Source organism: Streptomyces fulvoviolaceus, from assembly GCF_000718165.1.
GTDB classification, from domain to species: domain Bacteria; phylum Actinomycetota; class Actinomycetes; order Streptomycetales; family Streptomycetaceae; genus Streptomyces; species Streptomyces fulvoviolaceus.
In genome coordinates this window covers 1-13,908 of sequence record NZ_JOEY01000066.1, presented here as the reverse complement: position 1 = coordinate 13,908, position 13,908 = coordinate 1, and the positions used below count along the sequence as shown (strand labels likewise).

Genomic DNA, 13,908 nt, shown 5'->3' with positions numbered 1-13,908 from the left:
CGGTGCCCTGCGGGAGACCGGCAGCGCATCCGGACAGCACACCGCGGTCCGCTGCCTCCTGACGGCGCTTGCCCCGGCCGTTGTCAGTCCCCGGCAGTAGCATGACCGCCCGCCCGAGCATCATGAGCCGCAACGGGGTCCGCATGTTCATCTCCGCTGTCTACATCCGCTTCTTCCGCTCGTTCAACTTCGACTACCTCCGCAAAGCCAGCGAGAAATTCGTCCCGGACCCCTGGGACGTCCTGGACAGCGACGACCTCAAATACCCGTTCGTCAAGGTGTTCCTCGAAGAAGGTGTCACCACCGTCGTCGGCGCCAACGAATCAGGCAAGAGCCAGCTCTTGGCCGCCGTCCAGCGAGCCCTGACCGGGCAGAACATCGAACGAGGCGACTTCTGCCGCTACTCCCAGTTCTTCGCCGTCAACAAGACCATGGCCTACCCCGACTTCGGCCTCCGGTTCGACAACCTGCAGCCCAGCGACCGCGACGCGGTGGCCGAGGCATGCGGGAGGAAGGACGGCGACGACTTCGACACGTTCGTGATGTTCCGCATCGGCGCGGACAAGCCCGTCGTCTACCTCCCGGAGAGCAGCGGCTGGAGCAAGTACCCCGTCGAGGACACCGGACCGCTGGAGGACATTCTGCCGAGCTGGTTCGAGATCGACGCGCACACGGCACTGCCCCAGAGCGTCCCCGTCGAATACCTGGCCGGCGAGCAGAGCACGCTGCGTACCCGGTCCCGCAACGCCCGCCGGTCCTTCTTCCGGACGGTCATGGACCACGCCGACTCCTTCACCTCCGCCGATCAGCTCACCACGGCCGCAGCGAACCTGACGTCGGCGTTCTCCACCGCGAACCAACCCGACGAAGGACACGACAAGCAACTCGCCCTCGCCGACCAGCTCCTGCTGAAAGTCGCGAAGATCGACAGGACTGCCTTCCAGGAACTCCTTGCCGCCGTCGACGCCGGCAAGGAAGGCTTCGCCAACGGCATCGTCGAGCAGATGAACCAGCAACTGGCCCGGTCTCTGAACTTCCCCAAATGGTGGACCCAGGACAACCAGTTCCAGCTGCAGATGACCCTGCGCGACCAGGACCTGGTCTTCACCATCAAAGACAGGACCGGCACCGAGTACTCCGCCAACGAACGCAGCAGCGGCCTGAAATACTTCCTCAGCTACTTCATCCAGTACCTGGCACACGAACCGCCCGCCTCCGGCAGGCGTGAAGTGCTCCTGATGGACGAACCCGACGCCTACCTCTCCGGCAACGGCCAGCAGGACCTGCTGCGCATCTTCGAGGACCTCGCCTACCCGGCCGACCCCGACCGCCCCGCCTGCCAGGTCGTGTACGTGACGCACTCGCCCTTCCTGATCGACAAGAACCACGGCGAACGCATCCGGGTCCTCGAAAAAGGAGAAGGCGACGAAGGCACCCGTGTCGTACGCAACGCCTCCCGCAACCACTACGAGCCCCTGAGATCGGCCTTCGGCAGCTTCGTCGGCGAGACGACCTTCATCAGCAACTGCAACCTCATGCTCGAAGGCATGTCCGACCAGATCCTCCTCGCAGGCGTGTCGACACGCCTGCGCCGTCAGAAGATCTCCTCGCTGGAGTACCTCGACCTCAACACGCTCACCCTCGTACCGGCGGGCTCCGCACCCCACATCCCCTACCTGGTGTACCTCGCGCGGGGACGCGATGTTGACCGGCCGGCCGTCATCGTCCTTCTCGACGGTGACCGCTCCGGTGACGAGGCACGCAAGAAACTGAGCCGCGGCCCTCATGGGAAACCGCTGATCGACGAGGACCTTGTGCTGCAGCTGAATGCGCTGCCCACCGAGCGCGTCACGAGCCCTCGCCCGCACGGCGTTCTGACCATCGAGGACCTCATTCCGCTGGAGGTCGGCGTCGCCGCGGTCAAGCGCTACGCCACCGCCTTCCTCACGTCCGCCGAAGCCAAGCAACTCGAAGACCTGCACACCGATGACGTGACCTTCGCCGGCGACGAAGGAACACACGACGCACTGGAAAATGCTGCCGCGCGCAAACTGGAGGGCTTCCACCTGGACAAGGTGGGCCTGGCACGGAACATCCTTGACGTGCTCACCTACGACGCGGACTCTTTTGCCGACGCCGTTGCGGTCCTGGACCGCAACTTCCGTACCCTGTTTCGTGAACTGGGCAGCCGACAGCGCAAAGCCCTGCGCGAGATCGCGACCGAACGCACCACATCCAAGATCAAGCGTCTGAGGAAGTCCTTCCTTCTGGACCACCCGGCTGGCGCGACCGGCGAGCAGGCCACCCTGCTGATCGAGGACATCGGCGCAGCACTCGACAACTCCGTGGACGCAGACGAGCTGAGGATCCAACTCCAAGCAGTACGACGCGACTTCGCTCTGGAGGAGGAGCCGCTCGCCCCGATCGACGACTTCCCCGCCTTCCAGGAGACCCTGCAGTCGCTGGCATACCGGCCCGTCAACGCGGCGCAGGAGCCAGAGCTGTGACCAGCGGAGACGGTGCCATCTGCAGCGCCGCATGCAGCCCCCGCCGGATGCCCGCCCGGTAGACCCCTCCCGTCGTGGTGACACCGGCGGCCAGGCGCCGGTACTCCGCTGCTGCTTGCTCCTCCGGCGCGATGACCTCCGGCCGCAGGACGGCGGCCGGGCGGTCGTCACACCATTGCTGGAGCTGGCGGATGCTCTCTTTGGAGGCAGACCAGCACCCGGCACGCACCTGTTCCACGAGCGTGGCCGGCAAACGCAGGGAGAGGGTTTCGGGATAGCGGCTCATGCCGGTGCCGACGGAAACGCCTCTCAGCGGTATCTCGTCGGGGTCCACGTCGGGCCAGGGATGATCCCAGCCGCGGGCCTGTACTTCCTGGCGCAGACCGAACGCGACCAGCACATCCCTTGTATCCAGGAGCTCGCCCTGGCTGCGCAGAGTGTGCAGTTCCTGGTGCTGTTTGCCTCTCAGGAGGGCCCGCTGCGCGGGGGCGACGGTTTTCAGGCGGGCCTGATGGCGTGCCCGCAGCCGCTGAGTCCAGACCCGGTGCCGCTCCAGGACACTCGTCAGGGCAAGGCGGGTCCCCAACGGGACTCTCACGGTCACCTTCGCCTCGCCGTCGTCTTCGTCCTCCTCGAAGTCGGCATCCGCCACGGCTTGTTCTTCCCTTGCTCCGTACGCACGGGCCTCAGAGGGGTACGCCCTGGGCAGGCCACCCGCCCAGGGCGCGTGCGTGCGGTCTCAGATGCTGCGGCTGAGGCCGATGGTCAGGGATTCCATCAACTGCTCGGTGATGCGCTCCTCTTTGGTCCAGATCGCTCTCTGAGCGCCCTGGGTGACGAGCTGGGACAGGGCCCGCAGATACCCCTTGGTACGGCGGTGCAGGTATTCATGCAGGTTGGTCAGGTCGTCCGGCTCGTGGTGGTGCAGGCGCAGGTTCTTGTCGAACTTGCGCACGATCTTCGTGAACAGCTTGTGGCCGTCCTCGTCGTAGCCGATGCGGCTGGTGCGCAGGGCGGCGTAGTCGCCCCAGATCTGCTCGCTGTCCTCCAGCGCGGTTTCCCGGTCACGGGTCAGCGGATCGACGATGGAACGGGCGGCACGCCCGGCGAAGACGAAGGTGGCACCGGTGCTCTCGCCGATCTCCTCCAGGTAGGCGAAGGTCTCCTGGGCGTCGGCGCCGGCCCGCAGCTGCTCGATGCCGTCGATGAGGACCAGCAGCGTGGAACTGGCGCGCATCACATGGCAGATGGAGCGGGTGGGATCCGTGCCGCCGTCGTGCTTGAGGCCGAGGAAGGAGGCGAAGGCCGCCGGCCAGTTCCGGCGCCCGCCGCGGGCCGGGGGAGGCACCCGCAGTGCGATCACCGGGATGCGGTTCTCGTCCGGCTCGTACAGGCGGGCGATCTTGTTCTCGTAGTGGCGGCCGATGTACTGCAGGATCTCGGTCTTGCCCGTGCCCCGGGGCCCTTCGATGATCACGCCGGTCTTGCCGTGGGTGCGCTCCCGGTTGGACAGCAGGTGTTCGTGGACGACGACCAGGGCGCTGCCGACGGCTGGGGTGACGACGGTCGGCATCAGCGCGTGATAGCGCATCCGCAGGTCATTGTCGGCCACCACCGTGCCGGGCGGCGGGCTGTCGGCCAGGTCCGGCGCGGTGCGCTCCAGCGCAGCGAACGTACGCCAGTTGGACAGCGTGTTGAGCCACACGGGCCGGGGCGTGGCGAACACTGGCGTGGGGGCGGGGGAGTCGATCAGCAGAGGGATGTCGTCGTCCTGAATGATCGGCGGTTGCATGATGTCAGGGCTCCAGCGGGGGCTCGGGATCGGCGGGCAGGTCCAGCAGGAAACGCGCGGCAGCATCCAAGCCGTCGTCGAGATCCCCCAACTCCACCAGTTCCGCCGGTAGATCAGCGGTTGCTGTGCCGTCAGGGCTGTCATCGCCGGGTGCGGGGCCGGATGCCTCGGCCGGAGACACGAGGGGTTCATACAGAGTCGGCTCGTCCAGCTCGAGCACCGTCAGCGGCCCCAACGTATCCAGGTCGAGTGCGGCCACATCGGCGAAGGGATCGAAGGCGGACTCATCCGCTTGTCCCGGTACCGGACCGAACCCGTAGGGCATGCTCCCCAGCCCCGGCCCGTCCGCCGGCATGGGCCCGTACCCGTCGGGCACGCTCACCACGCCGGGCTCGTCCGGGCCGTCTCCCGCCCGCTCCAGCAGGTCGGCCAACACCGTGGCGATGGCATCGTCGTCGCCGTGGCGGCCGCCGCGCGCAACGTGCTCGGCCGTGGCCGTCTCCCACAGATGCTGCGTCCACGGGGCACCGATCAAGTGCTGGTACTTGAACACAGCGGTGATCCACTCGCCGCTGCGGTGGTCGCGCAGCCACACCTGCTCGGGCGTGTACGGGTTGTAGCGCAGCTCCCACCCGTCCCGCTTCTTGCCCTTCAGCCCCGAAGAGGTGTTGCGGACCTCTTCGAGTTCTCCCTTGAAGTTGTCGTAGGTGCGGTTCTTGAACCGGATGCCCTCATCGCCCACGCCGACCCAGGTGGTCGGCAGCAACTGCAGATAGTCCGTAAAACCCAGGGGGATCGGCAGGTAGCCAGCCGCCTGCACGCTGGCCGCATACATCTGGTTCGGTGTCAGCGGCGGGAGGTTCGGCTCGTAGGGGCTGCGCAGCTCCTCGTGCGGCCGAGCCTGCCAGCCGACCACGATCCACTCCTGCAGCAGATCGTCCAGCTCCTGCAGTGTCCACAGCCGGTCGGGATCGATCTCGTTGCCGCGGCGGCTGAAATCCCGCCCGGTGTAGGAGTTGACGTGCTGGCTGAACAGCGACTTGATCGACCCGAACGTCCGCTCGACGATCGCCTTGTCCGTCGGGGTGCGCTTGCGGGCCGGGCGCACGGAGATACCGAGGTAGGAGCAGGCGTCGAAGAAGGTCTGCCCGGCGAAGACCGTGCCGTGGTCGATCACGATCGTTTCCGGCATGATCACCGGCCGGGCCGCAGCATGCTCCATCCGCGCGTCCACTTCCAGCAGATCCTCATACGGCAGGTCCGAACGGGCCGCGGAAGCGGCTGCGTCGAAGCCGGGCCGCATGGGGGCGGGCACCATGCACAGTGCCAGCAGCAGGGAGGCATCCACCGCCTTGGTAGCCCGGCCCACGCTCGTGCCGGTGCTCAGCAGGGCCCTGGTCTGCCGCCGGGTCCTGCGCTGGCCCGTGGTCTTGGGCCGCAGCACGGCGGCGATGATGCTGCGCGTGTGGACGTCGATGGCCGCCGTCAACTCCACCTGGGTGGGCTGCCCGTCATCGCCCAGGATCTTCACATCCAGGGCCGTGGAGTCGATCTGGACCAGCTCACCCGGAGCGACGGCGGTGGTCACCCCGAACGGCGGCGCGGGACGGTTGAGGCGGTCCTTGCGGCTGCGGGTGGGATCCCGCAACTGCATCGCGTCGATGCCCAGCCGCTTCAACAGCGCATACAGGGTGGGGTCGGCCGGCACCTTCACCCCGGGGAGCAGGACCCTCGCTGTGCGCCGCAGGTTCTTGAACAGGGTGCGCGCATCGGTGGCGGCCTTCTCCCTCGCCTGCCGCTCGTGCAGGGCCAGCAGCAGGTCCACCACCCGCGTGTCGGTGCGCCCGTGCATCGTGCTGTTGCGGGTGCGCCGCTTGTCGACCAGCCCCCAGATGTCCTCTTCCCGGAAGGCCAGCCGCTTGCGCTGGACCGTCTTCCACGACACCTTCCAGTCCAGGACGGCACTGAGCTCGGCCGCCTTGCGCTGGTAGCGCTCGACCAACGTGAACCGCTCGGGGTCATAGCCCTCGCGCGGCCTGCTGCCGTCGGGGACACCGGGCAGCAGGCCGGTGTCGACCTCGAGGACGTGGCGCCGCCAGATCCGCGCCTCACGGGCACAGTCGGCGCTCACGCCCTCCAGCATTGACCAGTTCGGCAACGGGTCAGCTGACAGCGGCAGGCCCGCCTCGTCGAGTACAGCGAAGTCTTCTGCGGCGGCCAGGAACTGAATCAGTACGGCGACCGGGGGCGCGGTACTCCCTGGGGCGGGTGCCAGATGCACCGTCGTACCTACCAGCGCCGACACGATGTAGTGGCTGCCCACCCACCGCACCCGGTCACCGGGCGTCAGAATGCCGCGCGGCGCCAACCCCGTCACCTGCGGACGCGCCCGAAACACCTCGGTCATGACGCGTCCCTCTCCAGAGGACGGCGCATCGCCGACGGCATCCGGCCCGACGCCCGGATCACGCTGTCCGGCCCCATCGCCCGGTTCCACTCCGTGCCCAACTCCTGCCGCCACAGCAGGTGATACAGGCGCGGCAGCGTCGACAGACGCGGAAGCCCCGTAGCCCGCACCCCCTCCTCCAGCGCGCGCGGCGTACGGAACGCGGCCTTCAGCGCCCGCTCGACCTCCCGGTCCCCACACCGAGGATGCCGATACCGCGCAGCCCACCGCAGATTCGACAACGCCATCGGTTCCGGAATCCGCGGCATCGCCAACTCCCAGCCCGCCTCCTCACAGACCTGGCGCAACACTTGCTGCTGGCCCTGCCATCGAGGACTCGGCCCGCTCGCCGGAGGACACGCCACGACCAGCGTCGCACCCTGACCCGTGCGCACGAAGAAGTCCGGCACCACACTGCGTTCCCGACCCCGCGCACGCCACTTGATCTTCGCGGGCCAGGCGGTGAACTCCGTCACCGACGGGTTGAAATCCAGCAGCATGGCCACTGCCAGCACGTTCATGGACCGGCAGCCCACCAGCTTGCCGGTCGTGGCCGACCACCACCACGTAGCGATGCTCCGCTGGGAGGGATGCCGGGCAGGCCGCCACACCTCACCCCGGCTGGTCAACGGGACAGACCCCGCACGAGCCGCCGGGACCGTGATGCTCCTGCTGCCGTCCTCGATCCGGTGCACGACCTCCAGCGCGTCAGCCATCGTGTCCCAGCTTCCTTTCCCGAACCCCCGCACGACGACGGAACCCGCCACCGGACAGGTCAAGTGCCATTACCAGTAGGGGAGTTGAATGTAATGCAGATCAGGTCACGCATGATCAAGTTTCCGCCATCCTGGATCAGCGGCGCGCCGACGGCGGCGTTCCTGCCCCGACGCAGCAGCGAACTGAACCATTGCCTGCCGGGCTTGCCTGGTCGTTGCCGACGGCGCTATGTCGGATGGGTGCGGATCCTGACTCATACAAGATTTTCGTAGCCGTTGATCGGTCCGGCTGGGCCGTGACATCCCTCTGCTCCAACGGGATGCTGCCTGTGTGCGACGACGTGTTGAAGCTGTTGCCGCAGCTCAGTGCTGTGGAGCTCGGTTCGGTCGAGGAGTCCGGGGAGGTGGTGGTGATCTCCGCGCGATCCCGGGCGGGACCGGCCGCATGTACTGGATGCGGCCGGATCTCTGACTGGGAGCACAGCCGGTACGTGCGACACGTTGCGGACGAGGCAGTTGGCGGCCGTGCGGTACGGATCGACCTGTCGGTGCGCCGCCTGTACTGCGAGAACCCTGCTTGCCCGAAGACCACGTTCGCGGAGCAGGTCGACGGGCTGACGGTGCGATACCAGCGTCGAACGTGTCTCGACTAGCTCCGGCCCGGCGACACCCTGGTGGTGCCCTCCCTCGACCGGCTGGGCCGCTCGATCCAAGACCTGATCTCTATCGTCTCCGGCCTACGCAAGCGCGGGATCGGCTTCCAGTCGCTCCACGAGGCGCTGGACACCACGACCCGGGTGGCAGGTTGGTCTTCCACGTGTTCGCGGCGCTCGCGGAGTTCGTCCGCGAACTCATCGTGCAGGGCACCCACGAGGGCCTGGCGGCGGCACGCGCGCGGGGAGCGCATTGGGCGGCCGTCGGCCATGACCGCAGAGCAGATCCGCCACGCTCGCGCTCTGCTCGCGCAGCCGGAGAACACCATCATGTCGATTGCGAAGCTGCTCGGGGTCTCCCGCACGACCCTCTACAAGTACGTGCCGGAGCTGGCGGCTGGCCGGGACTCCCTGGTGACCGGTGATGCGCCCGCCGCGTTGCCTGCTCCGCGCTGACTGTTGGGTCCGAGCACACGGGAGCCCCGGCATCAAAATGCCGGGGCTCCCGTGTATGCCGTCCCAGTTGCAGCCGGTTCGGCGATCAGGTTCGTGTCTGAGCAGTGGTTGTGCAGCCCGTGCTTCGAGACGTTTTCCACATGTGGAAGAACCTGTTGGAGCTTCGCAAGGCTGGGCGTACGCGTGCAACAAGAATCGGGTTGCGGCTGAATCAATTCTCCTTACCACGGGGCACTGACAATTTCCCGATCTTGTTCCGCCGCAGGTCAGCGCCTTTCGGAGGACTACTTTCCGGAAGGCATCACTTTCGTCACTCGGCGTACGGGGATACCGGTGAATCAACGATTGTGGCGGTCTCCGGATCTAGTGCCACCATGCTCCACAGCCGGGTGATTGCAGTTGCCCAGCGGTGTTGTGCAGCCCGTCAGTGACGCCAGGGGGCTCCCCTCTGGCGTCCCAACTCCCAAGGGAGATCGAGACGTGAAAAAGCGTCAGCGCCACGCGTGCGTGCAGGGGCCGACCGCCCCGGAACGGCTCAATGGGCCGGAGGCCGTCGTCATCATCATCGTGATAGCCCTGGGCGCGGTACTCGCCTATGCGGGGATGCCGGTCACGGCGGTGATGGAAATTCTCTCCGGCGGTGGTCTGATCGGAGCCCATGTGGCCCGCCGCGCTCCCCTTGCCCCCGGTATGTGAGGGGGCGGCGCTCGTGGGACGACCGGAGAACCCGATCACCACGCCGAACCGAAGCCTGGGTCGACTCGCCGTCTGGCTGCGGAGTTGCCGCAGCCAAGCGGGGCTGTCGTACCGGCAGTTGGCCGAAGGGACGGTCCACAGCTCGGTGACCTTGTCCCGGGCCACGACCGGGGAGAAGATCCCCAAGCTGCCCGTGGTGGAGGCTTTCACACGCGCGTGCGGGGCCGACGTCGCCCACGCGCGGCAGCTATGGAGGGAAGCCCGGTGGGAGGAGCACCGTACGAGCGAGGTGGTCCGCACCCTCCCTCCGAAACTCAGCGTGGTCAAGGATCCCGAAGACATGATCGCGGCACTGCAGCACCTCTACTACAGAAGTGGCGCCATGCCGATCGAGGAAATCGAGCGGCGGGCCGGCACGCCCGGTCTACTGCCCCATACGACCCTGCACCGAATGGTTCTTGGCGAGACCATGCTGCAGATTGAGCAGCTCGTAGCATTCCTCAACGTCTGCGACGTGCCCGAGGGTGAGCGTCCTGCATGGCTCAAGGCGTGGACACGAGCGTGGAGGCGCCGGGAGTCGGAGAAGGAGATGCGGGTTCCCGCCCATCGCGCCGCTCCCGACGACTTCCCCATCTACGATCCCCGTCGCCTTGAGGAAGCCCTTCGCCCACCCCTCTTCGAGCAACTCCTTGAGCCGGTTCGCTCCATCGGGAAGGAGGTGTCTGGGCTGTGGCGTGGGAAGGATCGCGGCGAAATCGAATTCGAGGCGGCTAGCTGAGGAAGCTGGGGGGCATCTCGTTCCGCGTGTGCCCTGCCGGACCTCGCGGAACTCGGCTTCGGCGAGCCGTCACTGTTACCGGCATAACTGTGACGTCGAACAGAGCCTATCGGCCCTTCGACGGGCTCTTCTGAGGGCGCGTCAGCGTGGACTCCGGATATCCGTTGCTTATCCGGAGTGCAGCACCTGTCCCCTGCGGTTCAACGAGGTGTTCCGGGCAGCTTGCAGTGTGCTCCCGGAATGGCACGTTGCTCACGGGCTGGGCTGGCGTGCGGCCGGGTCTGTGGCTGAGGCACCGATCCGGTCGTAGATGCGCACCGCTTGTCGTAGGGCTGTCATGGCGGCGTCGACATCTCCGAGGAGAATGTGGCTCCGTGCTGCTCCTTCTAGTGCGCATGCTTCATCGAGTGGGCTTCGTGTGCGCTGCGCGATCTCAAGTGCTTTGTGGTGGGCGGTGAGTCCATCGGGTGGGTTCTGGGTTTTGTTGCAGAGGGCTCCAGTGCTGTTCCAGACCTGTGCTTCGCCTTGAGGGTCGCCGATTTCTTGGAATAGGTGGAGGGCTGTCTCGTAGAGGTCGGCGGCCTCGGCGTGCTCGCCTGTTGCTGCACGCACACGGCCTAAATCGTGTAGGGCGTTGGCACGTCCGTGTCGGTGGCCGATCTCTTCGAACATCGCGAGGGCGCGCTCGTGGAGTGCAGCTGCTTCCGTGAGGTGTGCGGTCGCGTATCGGACGCGGCCGAGGTTGTTGAGTCCGTTCGCCTGTCCGTGCCGGTCTCCGAGGTCTTCGAACAAGGTCAGCGCCCGCTGATGCAAGTCGGCCGCACCCTGGTAATCACCCATCACGTGTCGGACGCGGCCGAGGTTGTTGAGTCCGTTCGCCTGTCCGTGCCGGTCTCCGAGGTTTTCGAACAGCGTCAGCGCCCGCTGATGCAAGTCGGCCGCACCCTGGTAATCCCCGGTCACGTACCGGACGCGGCCGAGGTCTTGCAGGGCGAGGGCCTGTCCGTGACGGTCCCCAAGGTCTTCGCAGATGGCGAGCGCGCGTTCATGGAAGCGGGTCGCCTGTGCGTAGTTGCCCGTCATGTACTGGACGAAGCCGAGGCTGAGCAAGGTGTTGCTCTGTTCTCGGCGGTCTCTCAGTTGTTCCAGAAGTGCCAGTGCTCGTCCGCTGAGGGCGCTGGATGCCGCGTAGTCGGCTGTCATGTAGTGGACCCCGGCCAGGCCATGCAGAGCACGAGCTTGGCCTCGTCGGTCACCGAGTTCTTCGAAGAGGGCAAGGGCGCGTTCGTGGAATTTGACCGCGGCCTGGTATTGGTCGGCCTTTCCGCAGGCGAGGCCCAGGCCGTACAGGGCACGGGCTCCGCCTCGCTGGTCGCCCAGTTCGCTGAAGAGAGCAAGGGCACGCTCGTGGAAGCCGATCGCGGCTGTGTAATCGCCGCTCACGTATCTGAGATGGCCGAGTTCGTTGACGGCTGCTGCTTCGGCCAAAGCATCTCCTTGCCTGCGAGCCTCATGTGCCGCGCGCTCATGGAGAGCGGCTGCCTGAGGCCATGGGCCCTCGCGCAGAAGGAAGGGCGCCAGCGCTGCTGTAAGCGAGATCACTTGTTGTGTCCGGCCGAGGGCGGCTGCTTGGTCCAGGCAGGCCAGGATGTTGCCGCGTTGAGCACGCAGCCAGGTCAAGGCGCTGCGTTCGTCGGGCATCGTGGGTGAACCGGAGCCGCGTGCCGAGACCACGGCCTCGGCTGCGGTGATGGTGTTCTGGTAGTGCTCGTACAGCCGGGTGAGGGCACAGTCTCGGTCATCGGTCGAGTCCTGGGCGGTGCAGCGGTCGTTGGCGAATTCGCGCAGCAGGTTGTGGAGGCAGTATCTGCGAGGAGATATCTCTTGCAGAAGGTGATCTGTGTACAGAGCGTCCAGCCCGGCACGTGCTTCTGCCCCGGTTGTGCCGTCGAGAGCGGCAGCGGCATCGGGGTCGATGTCAGGCCCGGGGTGGAGGGCAAGCCGTCGAAACAGGCGCTGCCGGGCGGGGGAGAGGTCGCGGTACGAGAGCGTGAAGGCTGCGTCGACGGCACGGGCGCCGGCCACCAGGCGGCCCAAGCGGTCGGTGGTGGCGGTGAAGTCAGCAGCCAGGTGAGCCGCAGTCCAGGTGGGCCGGTGGGCTAGGCGCCCAGCGAGCACAACGATCGCCAGTGGAAGGCATCCGCAGAGTTGCACCATGCTGTCGACTGCTGTGGACTCGCTTGCCTCCAGTGCACGGGCTGACGGAGCTCTGTGAGCGAGGCGTTGAAACAGGGTGAAGGCCTCGTCCTTGGACAGGGTGTGGAGTTCCAGCGGTTCACCGCCGTCGAGCGCGACGAGTCTGCGCCGGCTTGTCACCAACGTGAGACAACCTGCCTCACCAGGCAGCAGCGGCTCGATCTGATCAATATCGGCTGCGTCGTCGAGCACGAGCAGGATGCGGCGGTCTGCGAGTTGGTCACGCCACAGATCACTGCGCTCCTCCAACGTGCTCGGCAGGCTGCGCGGATCAACTCCCAAGCTGGCCAGGAGCGTGGTGAGCACGTCAATCGGTTCGGCCGCGGTATGTCCTGGGGCGTGAGCCCTCAGGTCGACGAAGAACTGCCCATCAGGAAACCGGTTCGCGAGCAAGTGAGCTGCTCTGGTCACCAGGGCGGTCTTGCCGACACCGGCCATACCGTCGATGGTGTGGATACGCGTCTGCTCTGACACAGCCGAGAGCAGACGTCTCAGTTCGGCGTCGCGCCCCGTGAAGTAGGGCGCGTCCCGGCGTAGGCCGCGCAATACCGTGGGCCGTGCCGGGGCAGGCGCCTGGTGCACAACGGTCGTCCGATGAACGTCACGCCCCGCCTGATTGACCTCGCCTCCGCCTCGGGCCGTGGCCTGCTGGCGCCCTCTTGAGAGCGGCGGATCCCCGGTCATGGTCGCGGTGGCGAGGTGTTGTGCACGTCTCGGCCGGCTTGAATGCTTACGCCACCGAAAACGGTGGCGTTCTGCACGATGGATTGCACACGGCCTTGTTCGTCCTGGTCCAGCGCAGGCGCGAGGGTCTCGCTGAGCAAGCACCGAAGCTCCTCAGCCAACTCTGCGTCGCCGTGCAACAACTGCTGCAGCCGCAAACGCCAAGCACCGGCAAGGGCATCCTCGGTTACAGCGTCTCTCTGACTGCGCGCCTCCAGCACCTGGTTCCTGAGCTCTTCAAGTTCCAACGCGACAGACTCGGCCCGCTCAGGTCGCCCTCGCCGCCACAATGCCACCACGGATTCACGGATCTGCCCCCAGGCGTCCGTGGCCATGGCACTAACAAGGGCAGTGCCAGCAGCCATCGTGATCGGATCCATCTTCACCCCCATCGGAGAAACCCACTTGAAACTCTAGGAGGGAACCGGGCGTTCGGGGAGGATTCGCTGCAATTGCTGTCTGCGTACACGTGAACGTGGCCCTGGCAAGATTTCCGCGAAGCCGCGGTCAGCGCATCCTGGGGCTGCTCCCAGCCGCAGAGCGCCACTGAGTGGGTCTGGTATGCCGCTCAGCTTCCCAGTCCACCGGATGACACCGGTGACGGTCAGCCCCCAGACCGTGTGCGCGGCACCAGAGGTGTGCAGCCCGGTCCGCGCCCGTGGCGGCGCCCTCGATCACCACCAGCCGGTCGTGATGACGTGCTGCCAGTCGATCCAGCACGGCCTCAACCGTCGCCGGCCACGGCCAGTGCCGGCTGCCGCACACCAGCACTCGCGGCTCGGTCAGGAGTAATTGTCAAGAGTTGTGGGTCAGCAGCGGCTCACCATGATTCGCGGCCCAGGTGCACGAGACCTTGGATGATGCCCAAGCGGGTGTGCAGGGTGG

The 13,908-nt window shown here is 66.6% G+C and carries 12 protein-coding genes and 2 pseudogenes; 7 read left to right on the top strand and 7 right to left on the bottom strand.

The window, feature by feature from the left end:
* Positions 1-143: 143 nt before the first annotated feature.
* Positions 144-2,507 carry an AAA family ATPase gene (locus tag IG08_RS0146250; protein WP_030618471.1) on the top strand — a complete coding sequence of 788 codons (2,364 nt, stop codon included), beginning with the start codon at positions 144-146 and terminating at the stop codon, positions 2,505-2,507.
* Here IG08_RS0146250 and IG08_RS56165 read toward each other — a convergent pair.
* From IG08_RS56165 to IG08_RS0146230, 4 genes are all read right to left on the bottom strand, one after another.
* The gene (locus IG08_RS56165; protein WP_052425184.1) at positions 2,479-3,159 is read right to left on the bottom strand and encodes a hypothetical protein; all 681 of its coding nucleotides are present in this window, start codon (positions 3,157-3,159) and stop codon (positions 2,479-2,481) included. The two genes, IG08_RS0146250 and IG08_RS56165, sit on opposite strands and share 29 nt — an antisense overlap.
* An 87-nt stretch (positions 3,160-3,246) precedes the next feature.
* Entirely contained in the window at positions 3,247-4,299 is a 1,053-nt protein-coding gene (locus IG08_RS0146240) for an AAA family ATPase (RefSeq protein ID WP_030618465.1), read from the bottom strand.
* 4 nt (positions 4,300-4,303) lie between these two features.
* Positions 4,304-6,706 (bottom strand): DDE-type integrase/transposase/recombinase, encoded by a 2,403-nt coding sequence (locus IG08_RS0146235; RefSeq protein ID WP_052425183.1) that lies wholly within the window; start codon positions 6,704-6,706, stop codon positions 4,304-4,306.
* Positions 6,703-7,461 carry a TnsA-like heteromeric transposase endonuclease subunit gene (locus tag IG08_RS0146230; protein WP_052425182.1) on the bottom strand — a complete coding sequence of 253 codons (759 nt, stop codon included), beginning with the start codon at positions 7,459-7,461 and terminating at the stop codon, positions 6,703-6,705. The genes IG08_RS0146235 and IG08_RS0146230 overlap by 4 nt, the downstream gene beginning before the upstream one ends.
* Positions 7,462-7,697: 236 nt before the next feature.
* Here IG08_RS0146230 and IG08_RS62885 point away from each other — a divergent pair, with 236 nt between their 5' ends.
* From IG08_RS62885 to IG08_RS0146215, 6 genes and pseudogenes are all read left to right on the top strand, one after another.
* Positions 7,698-8,114, top strand: coding sequence for a transposase family protein (locus IG08_RS62885; protein WP_106981147.1), 417 nt, complete (start codon positions 7,698-7,700; stop codon positions 8,112-8,114).
* Positions 8,115-8,135: 21 nt separating this feature from the next.
* Positions 8,136-8,305 (top strand): annotated as a pseudogene (locus tag IG08_RS62880) (recombinase family protein); the annotation flags it as partial.
* A 79-nt stretch (positions 8,306-8,384) separates the two neighbouring features.
* Positions 8,385-8,444: pseudogene (locus IG08_RS63395) on the top strand (hypothetical protein); the annotation flags it as partial.
* Complete coding sequence (locus IG08_RS63240; protein ID WP_234343152.1) at positions 8,445-8,570, top strand: helix-turn-helix domain-containing protein; 126 nt, start codon at positions 8,445-8,447, stop codon at positions 8,568-8,570. It abuts the pseudogene before it with no gap.
* A gap of 480 nt (positions 8,571-9,050) precedes the next feature.
* Positions 9,051-9,266: a hypothetical protein gene (locus tag IG08_RS0146220; protein ID WP_078656009.1), complete on the top strand. Its 216-nt coding sequence runs from the start codon at positions 9,051-9,053 to the stop codon at positions 9,264-9,266.
* A gap of 13 nt (positions 9,267-9,279) precedes the next feature.
* Positions 9,280-10,044, top strand: coding sequence for a helix-turn-helix domain-containing protein (locus tag IG08_RS0146215; protein WP_158812366.1), 765 nt, complete (start codon positions 9,280-9,282; stop codon positions 10,042-10,044).
* A gap of 252 nt (positions 10,045-10,296) precedes the next feature.
* On the opposite strand, the gene IG08_RS58130 is transcribed toward IG08_RS0146215, so the two are convergent.
* The 3 genes from IG08_RS58130 to IG08_RS63235 all read right to left on the bottom strand — a co-directional run bounded on the left by IG08_RS58130 (position 10,297) and on the right by IG08_RS63235 (position 13,788).
* Entirely contained in the window at positions 10,297-12,774 is a 2,478-nt protein-coding gene (locus IG08_RS58130; protein ID WP_158812365.1) for a tetratricopeptide repeat protein, read from the bottom strand.
* Between the two features lie 206 nt (positions 12,775-12,980).
* The gene (locus IG08_RS0146200) at positions 12,981-13,403 is read right to left on the bottom strand and encodes a hypothetical protein (protein WP_030618446.1); all 423 of its coding nucleotides are present in this window, start codon (positions 13,401-13,403) and stop codon (positions 12,981-12,983) included.
* 127 nt (positions 13,404-13,530) lie between these two features.
* The gene (locus tag IG08_RS63235) at positions 13,531-13,788 is read right to left on the bottom strand and encodes an SLOG family protein (RefSeq protein ID WP_420823322.1); all 258 of its coding nucleotides are present in this window, start codon (positions 13,786-13,788) and stop codon (positions 13,531-13,533) included.
* Between the last annotated feature and the right edge of the window lie 120 nt (positions 13,789-13,908).